The organism is Asticcacaulis endophyticus, assembly GCF_014652575.1.
GTDB lineage: Bacteria > Pseudomonadota > Alphaproteobacteria > Caulobacterales > Caulobacteraceae > Asticcacaulis > Asticcacaulis endophyticus.
In genome coordinates this window covers 62,155-76,360 of record NZ_BMZB01000001.1, presented here as the reverse complement: position 1 = coordinate 76,360, position 14,206 = coordinate 62,155, and the positions used below count along the sequence as shown (strand labels likewise).

At 58.7% G+C, this 14,206-nt stretch carries 9 protein-coding genes; 7 read left to right on the top strand and 2 right to left on the bottom strand.

The window, feature by feature from the left end; all coding sequences use genetic code 11:
* Window positions 1–3 precede the first annotated feature (3 nt).
* The 6 genes from amaB (at window position 4) to IE102_RS00320 (ending at window position 7,506) form a co-directional block, all read left to right on the top strand.
* Complete coding sequence (gene amaB, locus IE102_RS00345; RefSeq protein ID WP_189484400.1) at window positions 4–1,515, top strand: L-piperidine-6-carboxylate dehydrogenase; 1,512 nt, start codon at window positions 4–6, stop codon at window positions 1,513–1,515.
* On the top strand, window positions 1,508–2,671 hold the full coding sequence (locus tag IE102_RS00340) for an acyl-CoA dehydrogenase (RefSeq protein ID WP_189484399.1): 1,164 nt from the start codon (window positions 1,508–1,510) through the stop codon (window positions 2,669–2,671). Before amaB ends, IE102_RS00340 begins: the two co-directional genes overlap by 8 nt.
* Before the next feature lie 276 nt (window positions 2,672–2,947).
* Entirely contained in the window at window positions 2,948–4,081 is a 1,134-nt protein-coding gene (locus IE102_RS00335; RefSeq protein WP_189484398.1) for a CaiB/BaiF CoA transferase family protein, read from the top strand.
* Window positions 4,074–5,726, top strand: coding sequence for a thiamine pyrophosphate-binding protein (locus tag IE102_RS00330; RefSeq protein WP_189484397.1), 1,653 nt, complete (start codon window positions 4,074–4,076; stop codon window positions 5,724–5,726). The genes IE102_RS00335 and IE102_RS00330 overlap by 8 nt, the downstream gene beginning before the upstream one ends.
* A 20-nt stretch (window positions 5,727–5,746) precedes the next feature.
* On the top strand, window positions 5,747–6,190 hold the full coding sequence (locus IE102_RS00325) for an Lrp/AsnC family transcriptional regulator (RefSeq protein WP_189484396.1): 444 nt from the start codon (window positions 5,747–5,749) through the stop codon (window positions 6,188–6,190).
* 62 nt (window positions 6,191–6,252) lie between these two features.
* Window positions 6,253–7,506 (top strand): dicarboxylate/amino acid:cation symporter, encoded by a 1,254-nt coding sequence (locus IE102_RS00320; protein WP_189484395.1) that lies wholly within the window; start codon window positions 6,253–6,255, stop codon window positions 7,504–7,506.
* Window positions 7,507–7,522: 16 nt separating this feature from the next.
* Here the strand turns inward: IE102_RS00320 and IE102_RS18010 are convergent, their stop codons facing one another.
* Window positions 7,523–9,442, bottom strand: coding sequence for an isoaspartyl peptidase/L-asparaginase (locus IE102_RS18010; RefSeq protein WP_308429890.1), 1,920 nt, complete (start codon window positions 9,440–9,442; stop codon window positions 7,523–7,525).
* Between the two features lie 216 nt (window positions 9,443–9,658).
* Here IE102_RS18010 and IE102_RS00310 point away from each other — a divergent pair, with 216 nt between their 5' ends.
* Window positions 9,659–12,385, top strand: coding sequence for a TonB-dependent receptor plug domain-containing protein (locus IE102_RS00310; RefSeq protein ID WP_189484394.1), 2,727 nt, complete (start codon window positions 9,659–9,661; stop codon window positions 12,383–12,385).
* 33 nt (window positions 12,386–12,418) lie between these two features.
* Here IE102_RS00310 and IE102_RS00305 read toward each other — a convergent pair whose 3' ends face one another.
* Window positions 12,419–14,176, bottom strand: coding sequence for an amidohydrolase (locus IE102_RS00305; protein WP_229807498.1), 1,758 nt, complete (start codon window positions 14,174–14,176; stop codon window positions 12,419–12,421).
* Between the last annotated feature and the right edge of the window lie 30 nt (window positions 14,177–14,206).

The following is a 14,206-nucleotide window of genomic DNA, read 5'->3' as shown; positions in this document are numbered from 1 at the left end:
ATCATGAGCGCGGGTACACGGATTTTGCTGGAAAGCTTAGGAGTTACCTCTGGCCACACCGGCGGGACCTTAAAGGTCCACTCGCCCAATACCGGCGAACTTATTGCCGAGGTGGTCGAAACCTCTGTGACGGAGGCCAACGCGCGTATCGACGCCGCCCATCAGGCGTATTTGCAATGGCGTCTGATCCCGGCCCCTAAGCGCGGTGAACTGGTGCGGTTATTCGGCGAAGAATTGCGCGCGCACAAGGACGCCCTCGGAAAGCTGGTCTCGGTCGAAGCGGGCAAGATCACCTCCGAAGGCCTCGGCGAAGTGCAGGAGATGATCGACATCTGCGACTTTGCGGTCGGGCTTTCTCGGCAACTGTACGGCCTGACCATCGCCACGGAGCGCGCCGAACACCGCATGATGGAAACCTGGCATCCGCTCGGTGTCGTTGGCATTATTTCGGCGTTCAATTTCCCGGTCGCCGTGTGGGCCTGGAATGCCTGTCTGGCGCTGGTGTGCGGCGATGCGATCGTGTGGAAGCCGTCTGAGAAAACGCCCCTCACAGCTTTAGCCACCCATGCTCTGTTTGAACGGGCCATAGCGAAATATAAGGCTGCCGGATACGCCATCCCCGAAGGTTTGTCGGCGCTTCTGATCGGCGGCAAAGCGGTCGGCGAAGCTCTGGTCGATCACGATAAGGTTGCGTTGGTCTCGGCCACCGGATCGACGGCTATGGGCCGCGCTGTGGGGCCGAAACTGGCCGCGCGCTTTGCCCGTGCCCTGCTGGAACTGGGCGGTAATAACGCCGCCATAATCGCCCCAAGCGCTGATCTCGATCTTTCCTTACGTGGCGTGGCCTTTGCGGCTATGGGCACCGCCGGTCAGCGCTGCACCACCCTGCGGCGGCTGTTTGTCCACGACAGCATCTATGACGCTTTCGTGCCACGCCTGAAGCAGGCCTATGGCTCGGTTAAGGTCGGTCATCCGCTCGAAGACGGCACCCTGATTGGGCCGCTGATTGATGCGCAGGCGTTCCAGAACTTCGAGAAAGCGCTCGATGAAGCGCGTGGTGTCGGCGGAAAGGTAACCGGCGGTGAGCGGGTCGATATCAATGGTCATCAAAGCCACTATGTCCGTCCGGCGCTGGTCGAAATGGATGCCCATATGGGGCCGGTGCTGCGGGAAACCTTTGCGCCGATTCTTTATGTCATGCGCTATTCGGATATCCGCGGCGCTATTGATCTGCAAAACGCCGTGGGGGCGGGGCTGTCGTCGTCGATCTTTACCAACGATGTCCGCGAAGCCGAATTGTTCATGTCGGTGGCGGGGTCTGACTGCGGCATTGCCAATGTCAATATCGGCCCGTCCGGTGCCGAAATCGGCGGAGCCTTTGGCGGCGAAAAAGAAACCGGCGGCGGGCGTGAATCGGGTTCAGACTCGTGGCGCGCCTATATGCGCCGCGCCACCAATACCATCAACTACGGCACGACCCTGCCGTTGGCTCAGGGGGTCAAGTTCGATGTTTAACTGGTCCGACCCGTTTTTGCTCGACGGTCAGTTATCCGACGAAGATCGGATGATCCGTGATGCGGCGCATGACTATGCGCAATCGTCATTGATGCCGCGGGTGCTGAAGGCCTATGCCGAAGAGGACACCGACCGGGCCATCTTCACCGAGATGGGTGAGCGCGGATTGTTAGGCGCGACCTTGCCGGAAGAATACGGCGGGGCGGGGGCGAGCTATGTCGCCTACGGTCTGATCGCGCGTGAGGTCGAGCGGGTCGATTCCGGCTATCGTTCCATGATGAGCGTGCAGTCGTCGCTGGTGATGTATCCGATCCATGCCTATGGTTCCGACGCTCAAAAGCAAAAATATCTGCCGAAGCTGGCGTCAGGAGAATGGATCGGCTGCTTTGGGTTGACCGAACCGGACGCAGGGTCTGACCCCGGATCAATGCGCACCACGGCGCGCAAAACGGACGGCGGTTATGTGCTCAATGGCACCAAGATGTGGATCTCAAACTCTCCCATCGCCGATGTGTTTGTGGTCTGGGCTAAGCTGGACGGGGTCATTCGCGGCTTTGTGCTCGACAAGGGCACCAAAGGGCTTTCAGCGCCGAAAATCCACGGCAAGTTGTCCTTGCGGGCCTCGATCACCGGCGAGATTGTGATGGACAATGTCGATGTCGGTGACGACGCCATCCTGCCGAATGTCGAGGGCCTGAAAGGGCCGTTCGGGTGCCTCAATCGGGCGCGTTATGGCATTGCCTGGGGCGTGATGGGGGCGGCGGAAGACTGCTGGCATCGGGCGCGGCAGTATGGCCTTGATCGGGTACAGTTCGGCCGGCCTTTGGCGCAGACGCAGTTGTTCCAGAAGAAGCTGGCCGACATGCAGACCGAAATTACGCTGGGCCTGCAAGCGGCCCTGCGCGTGGGGCAGTTGTTTGACGCCGGTCAGATGCAGCCGGAGATGATCTCACTCATCAAGCGCAACAACTGCGGCAAGGCGTTGGAGATCGCGCGTCATGCCCGCGACATGCACGGCGGCAACGGCATCCACGAAGAATTTCATGTCATGCGCCACGCCCAGAACCTGGAGAGCGTCAATACCTATGAGGGCACCCACGATGTCCATGCCCTCATCCTGGGTCGGGCGCAGACGGGCCTGCAGGCGTTTTACTAGCGCATGCCAAAAAGTGTGAAGCGGTTTTTGGATTAAATGCGCGACAAAAAACAAACAACTCAGGCAAAAGTCCTTCGGGCAGAGCCCTCAGTGTACTTTTTGCCTGTAAGGGAAGAATGAGAAACGGATAATGATATTATGTGTTGATCTTTCTCCGCCCCCGTTTACGGGGGAGGGGGACCGCGAAGCGGTGGAGGGGGGAAACTTACAGCCGTGCCCCCTCCGTCAGCCTTACGGCTGCCACCTCCCCCGCGATCGCAGGGGAGGAGATAAGACATGAAACCACTATCCGGCATTAAGGTTCTAGAACTGGCGCGGATACTGGCGGGGCCGTGGGCCGGTCAGGTGCTGGCGGATCTGGGCGCCGAGGTCATCAAGGTCGAGCGCCCCGGTGAGGGCGATGACACCCGTGGCTGGGGCCCGCCGTTTGTGCACGATACTGACGGCAGCGTCTGGGGTGCCGCCTATTTCCATGCCACCAATCGCGGTAAATCCTCAGTCTGTCTGGATATGGCCACACCCGAAGGGCAGGGCGCGATCAAGCGGCTGGTGTCCGACGCCGATGTGGTGATTGAGAACTTCAAGGTCGGGGGTCTGAAAAAATACGGCCTGGATTACGATAGCCTGAAAGCTATCAATCCGCGTCTGGTTTATGTGTCGATCACCGGCTTTGGGCAGGACGGCCCCTATGCGCACCGCGCCGGTTATGACTACATCATTCAGGGCCTGTCGGGCCTGATGGATATTACCGGGGAGCCGCACCGTGAGCCGCAAAAGGTAGGCGTCGCTGTAGTCGATCTGTTCACCGGCGTCTATGCCTCAACGGCCATTCTGGCAGCCCTGCGTCAGCGCGATATGACCGGTGAGGGCAGCCATATCGACATGGCTTTGATGGATTGCGCGGTCGCCATGCTGGCCAATCAGGCGATGAATTATCTGACGTCGGGTATATCGCCGTCGCGTCTGGGCAATGCTCACCCCAATATTGCGCCCTATCAGGTGTTTCAGGTCAAGGACGGCCACGTCATCGTCGCGGTCGGTAACGACCATCAGTTTCGACGGTTCTGTCAGGTGCTGGAGGCCGACTATGTGGCTGAAAATCCGACATGGCAGACCAATGCCGGACGGGTCGCATCGCGGGTGCAGCTTGAGGCCGCGTTACAGCCGCTCATGATGATGCACACGCGGGCGGAGTTGCTGGCCAAACTCGAAGCGGCGGGGGTGCCTGCCGGGCCGATCAATCGCATCGGTGATGTGTTTAACGACCCGCAGGTCATCCACCGCGGTATGCGTCTGGAACTGGGGGCGGTATCCGGCGTGGCCTCCCCCATTGTGATCAATGGCGCGCGCATGGTGGCCGATGGGCCATCGCCAAAACTGGGCGAAGGTAAGGCAGAGTGGCATGATTAGGACCGGCGGACAAATCTTAGTTGATCAGTTGAAGATCAACGGCGTGGAGCGCATCACTTGTGTGCCGGGGGAATCCTATCTGGCCGCCCTTGATGCCATGTACGATGCCGATATCGACGTCCTGATTTGCCGTAACGAAGGCGGGGCGGCGATGATGGCCGAGGCCTATGGCAAGCTGACCGGACGGCCCGGCGTGTGCTTTGTGACGCGCGGGCCGGGGGCAACCAATGCTGCCCACGGCGTCCATATTGCGCAGCATGATGGCACGCCGATGATCCTGTTTGTGGGGCAGGTCGAGCGGGCTTTCCTGGGGCGCGGGGCGTTTCAGGAACTGGACTATGTGCGGGCTTTTGACGGCATCGCCAAATGGGTGGTCGAGATTTCCGATCCGAAGCGTATCCCGGAAATTGTGGCGCGGGCCTTTCGCGAGGCCATGCAGGGGCGTCCGGGGCCGGTGGTGGTGTCCCTGCCCGAAGATATTCTGACCGAAATGGCCGAGGTCGCGGATGCCCCGCCTGTGGTGCCGGTGGATGCGGCGCCATCGGTCGCGGATATGCAGGCCTTTGCCGATCTGTTGGATGGTGCGGAAAATCCGCTGATCATCCTTGGCGGGTCGCGCTGGACGGCCGAGGGGTGTGCGGCGGTCGCTGAGTTTGCAAACACATTTGATGTGCCGGTAGCGACCGAGTTTCGCCGCACGTCGCTGTTTCCGTCTCACCATCCTGGCTATGCCGGTGATCTGGGCTTTGGCCAAAACCCAAAGCTGTCGCAACGGGTCAGGGACGCCAATCTGCTGATCCTTGTGGGGGCGCGCATGGCCGAGGTGCCGTCCAATGGCTATACCCTGATCGATGCGCCTGCCCCGCGTCAAAAGCTGGTGCATATCTTCCCCGATGCGGCAGAGATTGGGCGGGTTTATCAGCCGACACTGGGCATCGTCAGCGCGCCGGATCAGTTCGCGAAAGCCTTGACCGCGTTAGGCCCCTCACCGGATCATCAGCGCGGGCAAAGGGCGGCGGTTGCCCATGCCGATTGGCAGGGCTGGACCACGACACCCGCTCAGATCCCCGGTGCGTTTCAGTATGGTGAGGTCATGGTCTGGCTGCGGGATAGCCTGCCGCCGGAGACGATCATCACCAATGGGGCGGGGAACTATGCCATCTGGGTGCATCGCTACTGGCGCCATGACAAACCTTTTACCCAGGTCGCCCCCACATCAGGCAGTGTCGGCTATTCGGTGCCCGCAGGCATTATGGCCAAGCGCCAGTGTCCGGATGTGCCCGTGGTGACCTTTGCCGGTGATGGCTGTTTCCTGATGAACGGCAATGAATTCGCCACGGCCGTCCAATACGATATCCCCGTTATCATTATCGTCATCGACAATGGTATGTGGGGTACCATCCGTATGCATCAGGAGCGGGAATATCCGCACCGGCCGATCGGGACAGAACTGAAGAATCCGGACTTCGCGGCCTATGCCCGCGCCTTTGGCGGCCACGGTGAGACCGTGCGCACGACGGCAGAGTTCGCCCCGGCATTCGGGCGGGCGCAGGCGTCCGGAAAACCCGCCATCATTCACTGCTTCATCGATCCGCAGGCCATTACCCCAGCTAAGACCTTGCAACAGGTTTCCGAAGGAGGTTAAGTTGGCATGGAGAGGGCCCCATGACCGACGCGCTGAAACTGGATGAGACGGACCGAAAGCTTCTGGCCATGCTGCGTGAAGATTCGCGCCACGGTATCTCGCATCTGGCCAAGGAGCTCGATATTCCGCGCACTCAGGTCTATACGCGGCTGGAGCGCTTTGAAACCGACGGCATTATTGCCGGATATACGGTCAGGTTAGGGGCCGCCTTTTCCAAGGCCCGCATGCGCGCTCATGTCATGATCAAATGCCTGCCGAAATTCAACGCGCAGGTGGCGGTCGAACTGGCTGAAATCCCGGAAATCAGCGCCATCCACGCCATCAGCGGCGTCTACGATGTCATCGTTATGGTTGAGGCGGCGGACAGTGTCGAATTGAATGATTTGCTGGACCGTATCGGAGCGTTGGAGGGGGTTGAGCGGACCACGACCTCGGTGATACTGGCGACTAAACTGGAGCGATAAAACCGTTGCGCCTGTAATCGGTTATATGCCACGGTTAATGATTGAAGTGTCGGGAGTCGTTCGTGAAAAACAAGTTTGCGCTGTTTGTGGTGGCGTCCATGGTTCTGGGCGTCGGGGTTGGCTATTACTGCAATCAGTATCTGGGCGAGGCCGATACCGCCACCGCGCTTGAGACCTTCAAGACCATTACCGACATTTTCCTGCGCCTGATCAAGATGATCATCGCCCCCTTAGTGCTGACGACGCTGGTGGCCGGGATTGGCCACATGGAAGACGCAGCCGCCGTCGGGCGCATCGGTGCCAAGACCATGGCCTGGTTCTTAGGGGCCTCGGTCGTATCGTTGATCATGGGCATTCTCATGGTCGAATGGCTTCAGCCGGGCGCGGAAATGGCCCAGATGGCCGCCGCCGCGGGTGAGGGGCTGACAGCGCCTACGGCCACGACCTTCAGCGTTTCCGGCTTTATCTCTCATCTGGTGCCATCGTCGATCATCGATGCCATGGCCAAGAACGAGATTTTGCAGATCGTGGTGTTTGCCGTCTTTGTCGGCACGGCGGTCAGCATGCTCGACAACAAGGCCCCGCAGATCATGCATCTGGTTGAGCAGATGGCCGAGATTATGCTGAAAGTGACCGAACTGGTCATGAAGTTTGCCCCGTTTGCCATCTTTGCGTCTCTGGCGGCGACCGTCACCAAGCAGGGCCTGCCGGTGCTGGTCACCTATGCCAAGTTTGTCGGCGGGTTTTACCTGTCGCTGGGGATGCTGTGGGGGCTGTTGTTCCTGCTGGCGCTGCTGATCACCGGCAAGGTCGCGTTCCGGCTGTTCGGCAATATCCGCGAAGCGACCCTGTTGTCGTTTTCGACGGCATCAAGTGAGGCGGCCTACCCTAAGCTGCTGGAAGCCCTGCCGAAATCCGGCGTGCCGCGCAAGATTGTGTCGTTCGTCCTGCCGCTCGGCTATTCGTTTAACCTCGACGGTTCGATGATGTACTGCACCTTTGCGACGATTTTCATTATGCAAGCCCACGGCGTGCAGTTGTCGGTGCAGCAGATCATCGCCATGCTGTTTTTACTGCTCATCACCTCAAAAGGCATAGCCGGTGTGCCGCGCGCGTCACTGGTGGTCATCATGGCGACCCTGACCTATTTCGGTTATCCGGAAGCGTGGATCGGGTTGGTGCTGGCGGTCGATCACCTGCTCGATATGGGCCGCTCTGCCACCAATGTCGTTGGCAATACGGTCGCCTCAGCGGTCGTCGCCAAATGGGAAGGCCAGCTTGATAAGGATGAGGTGCCGGAGCCAGAGAAGGTTTAGGCACTGCCTGATCAGGTTACTTCAACACCTCATCGGCATAGATGGCTGTGGCGGCAGATTGGGTCGCGGAAACCAAACCGCGATACATGCCCAGATCATTGATCCCGAAGGCAGGCTCACCGGCTGCGTCCATGGCGATCAGGCCGCCGTCGCCGCCGATGGCACCGACCGACATGATGGTATCAAAGGCGGCCGAGGCGATGTCCTGACGGTTCCAGATCACACGATCACAAACCTGACGAGCGGCACTTTCGCGGATGAAATATTCGCCTGATCCGGTCGCCGATACCGCGCACGCGCCGTTCTTGGCATAGGTGCCCGCACCTATGATCGGCGAATCCCCGATACGGCCCCATTTCTTACCGGTCAGGCCGCCCGTTGAGGTCGCCGCCGCCAGATTGCCGTTTTGATCCAGCGCCACAGCCCCAACGGTTCCAAATTTGTGCGTGTTATCAACAGCGGCCATGTTTTTCTGTTTCCAGGCCTGAAGCTGATCCCAGCGTTCCTGCGTGAAGAAGTATTTCGGATCGACCTGCTCAAGCCCCTGTTCGACCGAGAATTTATCGGCACCGTCACGCGCCAGCATGACCCGGCCTGATTTTTCCATGACACGGCGGGCCAGAGTAATCGGGTTTTTGGTGCGGGTGACACCGGCGACGGCCCCGGCCTTTTGGGTGGCTCCGTCCATGATGGCGGCATCCAGTTCGTTGGCACCTTCGGCGGTAAAGACCGCGCCCTTACCGGCGTTGAACAAGGGGTTGTCTTCCAGTACGCGCACCGTGGCTTCGACCGCATTAAGGGCCGTGCCGCCGCGCTCAAGAATGGCCTGGCCGGTTTTCAGCGCCTCATTCAGGCTGGCGCGATAGGCGGCGTCCTTTTCGGGTGTCAGGTCGCCGCGTTCGATGACACCAGCACCGCCATGGATGGCCAGAGACCAGAGCTGTTTTTCACGCAACACGCCATTGGTGACCGTATAGCGTTTTTCAAAAGCCGGTTTCGTCACTTTACGGGTAACGACGTTGAATGTGCTGTCGGCCCCTATGCCGGTGGCTTTGATGTTATCGACGCTAAGTGGTGTGCTGGCTTTGGCGGCTTTGGCATCGACCGGTTCAAACAGCCAGGCATAGCCGCCGATATTGCTGTAAACGCGTGCCGTGCCGTCGCCTTCGACCGTCAGAACGGTCTGTTCATCTATGCCTAAACCGACCAGAGGTTTATCTGCCCTGGTCTGAGCCTTGGCCAGAAACGCGACCAGGCGGCCCTGACGGTTGCGTTCCTTGAAATGGCTGTCGGTGACCACGCCCTTAAGCTGAGGAATATGCAGGAAATCACCTTCGATGGTGACCGCAGGCCCCAGCGGATCAGCCAGCGCTTCGGCGCTGTTGACGCTGCCGCCGTCCATGGCCCCGTAGAGATATTCGCCCTGCACGGCCAGGCCCGCACTGGTGCCACCTATCGGCTTTCCGGCCTTGATGTGGGCATTCAGCGCGGCTTGCACCGGCGTATCGCGCCAGAACCGGACGTAGTTGGCCTGATCGCCGCCCGCCAGAAAAATACCATCGGCGGATTTGAGCGCCGCCAGAATAACCGGATCATAGGCGGCCTTGCGGTCATGGAACACAAAGGTGCGGATCGAGGCAAAACCGCCGATTTTTAAGTACATCTCATCGGCAGTGCTGGTTGTACCTGATGCGCGCAAAACGACGATATGACCGTTGCCGGATTTTTTGGCAAACCAGCGGAACGCCTCATAGGGCCACTCGCCGCCACCGCTCATCAGCACGCCGGGGGTCGGTTTGCCGGTACGTTTGGCCGTCTCTTTGCCGATGATAAAGGTCTGATAGCCTGCGTCAGTTGGCATCTGCGCTGTGGCCGGTGACAGCGCACCGCAGAGTGCGGCAAGTCCTACCGCTAAAGCTTTGAGCCAGTTCCCCATGAGGTATCCCCTGAAATGATCTGTCGCAATGTTACAATTATGTGTCACTTGGGGCGCAATTGGCGCGCTTGGGACATATTGTTTGCAGATGCGTACAGATTGTGATCACAATTCATCAACTTATTGGCCAGTTTTTGCAGTTTGGCAATAGGCGCAGGGCGCGCACGGTCGTGATCACAACGGTGCATATGTACATATCTAAGGGGATTTAGACGAATGGCAAATGAAAACTTCAGACGGTTCAGAACTTCGGTAAAATTTGGCCTGCTGGCGGGTTGCAGCCTGATCAGCCTGAGCGCCGTGGCGCAGGAGGCGGCACCGGCTGCGGATGAGGAAATCACCACGGTGACGGTGCTGGGTTCCAACATTCCGCGCACTCGCAAAGAAGGCCCCGCGCCGGTTACCGTTATCGACAGTCGTACCATTGAGGCCAATGGCTATACGTCGGTTCCGGATATTTTGCGCTCGGTCACCCAGAACGGTGGCCAGACCCAGAGCCAGCAATCCTACGGTGGCGCGCTGACGACGCCGGGGGCGGCTCAGGTCGATCTGCGCGGTCTTGGGCCAAACCACACCCTGGTCATGATCAATGGTCGCCGTGTTGCAGACTTCCCCATGCCATATCAGGGCCTTAGCAATTTCACGGATGTGTCCAACATTCCCGTCGGCATGATCGAAAAGGTCGAGGTTTTGTCGGGGTCGGCCTCCGCCATCTATGGTTCGGATGCCATTGCCGGTGTTGTTAATTTCCAGCTTAAGAAGAAGGTCGATAAAACAACTGTTGAATACCGTCTTGGCACGACGGAGCAGGGCGGCGGTACGGATCAGAACCTGTCTTTGTCTACGGGATTTACCAAAGATAAGCTGAGTGTTGTGTTCGGTTTGCAAGCCACGGAGCGCGATCCGATCTGGGGGTTTGACCGCGAAATTCAGGACTCGCGCGCTGATGCGCCGACGACCAACAGCCGTTTTCCGTTTCGGGTCGCTCAGCGTTACGAAGATGACTACGGCACCGATGCCGGTACTGACTGTAGCGGTATGACGCAACTGGCTGGCGGCACGGTCACCAAGACGACCGATCGTTTTGATGACTATTACTGCGCATCCAGTGAGGCCGTATCTTACGGTACAATCCAGTCGCGTCGTAAGGCGGTCAATAGTTACACCGCCATTACCTATGACTTAAGCGACCGCACAGAACTGTTCGCGGACATTCAGCTTGGCGTAGCTGACACTGCCTTGATGAACGATGTCACCTACTGGCGTTACCAGCTTCCTGACGGCAGCATCTCTGATTTCTATAATAACTTCTCCGATCAGCCTGAAGACTGGCGTCGTGTGTTCATGCCCGAAGAAATGGGCGGCCTCGAAAACGGCATGATCAAGAACCACTCCATGACCGGGTCAGTGACGACCGGGGTTAAGGGCGCGTTCGGCGATCAGTGGCGATATGAGGCGGCGCTGAACTATTCAACCTACCGCACACGCATTAAGATCCCGCAGATCGTCGCGGCCAAGGCCAATGCCTTCTATCTTGGCGCGCCGGTTGACGAAGACACTTTCAATGCTGATCCGGCCAAGCTGTTCACGGCACTAACACCGGCACAATACGCTTCGATCTCGGAATATGCCCGCACAAAAGCCGAGGCGACCACCAAGGGCGTCTCGCTTAAGTTCAATCACCCTGAGATTTTCACCTTACCCGCCGGGCCGGTAGGCTTTGCGGTCATTGCGGAGATGGACAATCAGGAATATTCGGTGTCGCCGAACGCGGAAGCGACTAATTTTGGCTACTACTACCAATATGCTGCGACCTCCGGCAGCGGCAGTCGTGACCACAAGGCGCTGGGCGTTGAATTTGCCGTGCCGATCCTGAGCACACTGCAAGCCAGTTTGGCGGCGCGTCACGACAGCTACAATTTCGCCAGCCGCGATATCGGTAAGACGACCTATAATTTTGGTCTGGAATATCGTCCGTTTAACTCACTGCTGATCCGTGGGGCGTATGGCACAGGCTTCCGCGCGCCGGACCTGCATTATCTTTATGCCAAGCTTGACCTGTTTCACCCGTCGATCACCGATTACTATCAGTGCCGGACGGACCCGGCTGAGGCAGGGCTTCCGTATGATGAGTGTTCTTACACCGATATTGATATCCTCAAGCAGCGTGAGGGCGACACCAACCTCAAACCGGAAACATCGAAATCCTACAATTACGGCTTCGTGTGGCAGCCCAGCCGTCTGTTCGATATCTCGATCGACTATTTCAATGTCGATATGGACAATCAGATCAACGATCTGAGCCTCAAGAAGCTGCTGACTGACGAAGCCGATTGCCGCATTGGCTCTACCGACAGCGGCACGCCGGTCAACAGCAGTTCGCCGACCTGTCAGGATGCCGTGTCGCGCATTACCCGCGACGAAGACGGCGAAGTCACGACCGTCTATATCAATCCGATCAATCAGGCGAATGAGAAGACTGACGGTATCGACCTTAACTTCCATGCCCTGGCACCGACGCGCTTTGGTGATTTCAGGCTGACCGGCGGCTATACCTATGTCTTCAATCACACGTCGATCCAGTTTGAAGGTGACGACGAAATTGATCAGTTGGCGGTCGACAGCGGATATTACATCCCGCGCGAAAAAATGAACCTCAGCCTGGGCTGGACGTTCGATCCGGTGGCGATCACCCTGTCCGGTGTTCGTATCGGTAAGTTGCCGAACTATGACGAAGATGCGCGTGTCAAAGCCTATACGACCTATAATGCCACGGCCATCTGGCAGGTAACGCCCGCGATGAAGGCCACGCTGACAATCAACAATCTGCTGGATAAAGCCCCGGTCAAGGACGCGACCTGGACGTCATATCCTTACTATAACTCAGACTGGTACGACTCGGTGGGGCGTAGCGGTTACGTCAATATCAGCTACAGCTTCTAAAGATAAAAGCCGGAGGGAAACCTCCGGCTTTTTTTATTTTGCGGCCTCGTAAACCACCTTGCCGCCAACCATAGTCATCAGCACTTTGGTGTCCGCGATATCGTCAGGGGCGATGGCCAACAGGTCGCGGTCGAGCACGATCAGATCGGCGAATTTCCCGACCTCCAGCGATCCGGTGGTGGTCTCGGCCCGCAGGCTGTAGGCGGCATTTATGGTCATGGCCTTTAGCGCGGTCGTCAGGCTCAGGCCCGGATCTATGCCTAAGCGACCGGGATATTTGGCGGCATCGGCTGGGCTGGCGGTACGGGTCAGGCCGACTTTGAGGGCGAACCACGGATTGAGCGCATCGACGGGCCAGTCGCTGCCGTAGACGATCGTGGCACCGTAAATCTCCAGAAGGCCCGCCGGCTCGACGATGGCGTGGCGATAGGGACCCATATAGTCGCGCAGGGCTTCGATCGTGTCCGCCGCCGGTTTCTGCCACTGGAACGACAAAACCGGCAGGGCGTTAAGCGCTTTGAAACGCGCAAAATCGGCCGGATCGACGATCTCAGCATGGGCGATGGCGGGGCGCATATCGGCCTGCGGAAGTTCTTTGCGCACCGCGTCTATGGCATCCAGCGCCTGTCTGACCGCGCCATCACCGTCGGCGTGCATATGGGCATCAATGCCCGCCTCGGTCAGCTTCAGCAGAGTCGTTTCCAACTGTGCGGCGGTGAAATAAGGCACAGGCCCGCGGTGATCGCCGGGGCGCCACATGGGCTTATCCGCAGTGCCGCTATTGACGAAATAGGGCTCAACCATCACGCCGGTAAAAGCGGGGGCGGCGATCACCCCATCCAGAAACAGCTTGGCGGTGTGGATGCGCAGGCCGGGTGCCGCACCAAAGGCTGCCTGTTCATACTGTTTTTTCTGGCGCAGGACTTCATTCACGGCCTTATCGGCATCATAGCCTTCGACCGGATCGATTAGCACCCCAAAGGCTGCCCGCGCCGTCAATTCGTTCGCCTTATAAATCGTCGTATAGGCCGTGAGCGTCTCCGGATCTGTATAGACATCCAGAAAGCTGGTGATCCCCTGTGCGTTCATAATTTTAAGCACAATCTGTGCGGCCTTAAGGTTGGTGGCGGCATCCGGCGGCGGGATCAGCGCGCGTACCAATCCTTGCGCGCCCTCTTCCAGCAGGCCGGTCGCCTCACCCTTATCGTCGCGGACAATCTTACCGTCCTTGGGATCGGCGGTGGCGCGGGTGATGCTTGCCAGCTCAAGCGCGCGCGAATTGACCAGAATAGAATGGCCGAACGATGAGCGTACCATCACCGGGCGCTGAGTTTTTAGAGTGTCCAGATCGTGCCGGGTCGGCGCATAGCCGGTCGGGATCATGTCTTGCTGAAACCAGTTGATCACCGTCAGCCACTGATCGGGTTTGGCTGTGTTTTCCGCGCCGAGACAGGCCTCTATCCGCGCCAGAAACGCGGCCTGCGTCAGGCGCTCATAGTTGAGGTTGCAACCCAATGTGCGCAGCCCACCCGACTGCGGATGCATATGCCCGTCGATCAGGCCGGGCATGACAAAGCGCCCCTTCAGGTCGAGTGTGCGGGTGGCCTTACCCGCAAACGCTTTGGCGTCCGTAGGATTGCCGACATATACAATCCGGCCATCGGTAATGGCCATGGCCTCAGTGACGGCATCGCTGGCATTGGCCGTATAGATTTTGCCGTTGGTGAGGATCAGATCCGCAGGCTTGGGCGGCTTGGCCCAGGCGTGACCGCTGACCATCACCATAGCCATAAAGGCGAGCCCCTTAACCTTTAGCCTTTT

Coding starts and splice junctions, on each gene's coding strand:
- amaB (WP_189484400.1), top strand. CDS start 4: ATGAGCGCGGGTACACGGATTTTGCTGGAAAGCTTAGGAGTTACCTCT.
- IE102_RS00340 (WP_189484399.1), top strand. CDS start 1,508: ATGTTTAACTGGTCCGACCCGTTTTTGCTCGACGGTCAGTTATCCGAC.
- IE102_RS00335 (WP_189484398.1), top strand. CDS start 2,948: ATGAAACCACTATCCGGCATTAAGGTTCTAGAACTGGCGCGGATACTG.
- IE102_RS00330 (WP_189484397.1), top strand. CDS start 4,074: ATGATTAGGACCGGCGGACAAATCTTAGTTGATCAGTTGAAGATCAAC.
- IE102_RS00325 (WP_189484396.1), top strand. CDS start 5,747: ATGACCGACGCGCTGAAACTGGATGAGACGGACCGAAAGCTTCTGGCC.
- IE102_RS18010 (WP_308429890.1), bottom strand. CDS start 9,442: ATGGGGAACTGGCTCAAAGCTTTAGCGGTAGGACTTGCCGCACTCTGC.
- IE102_RS00310 (WP_189484394.1), top strand. CDS start 9,659: ATGGCAAATGAAAACTTCAGACGGTTCAGAACTTCGGTAAAATTTGGC.
- IE102_RS00305 (WP_229807498.1), bottom strand. CDS start 14,176: ATGGCTATGGTGATGGTCAGCGGTCACGCCTGGGCCAAGCCGCCCAAG.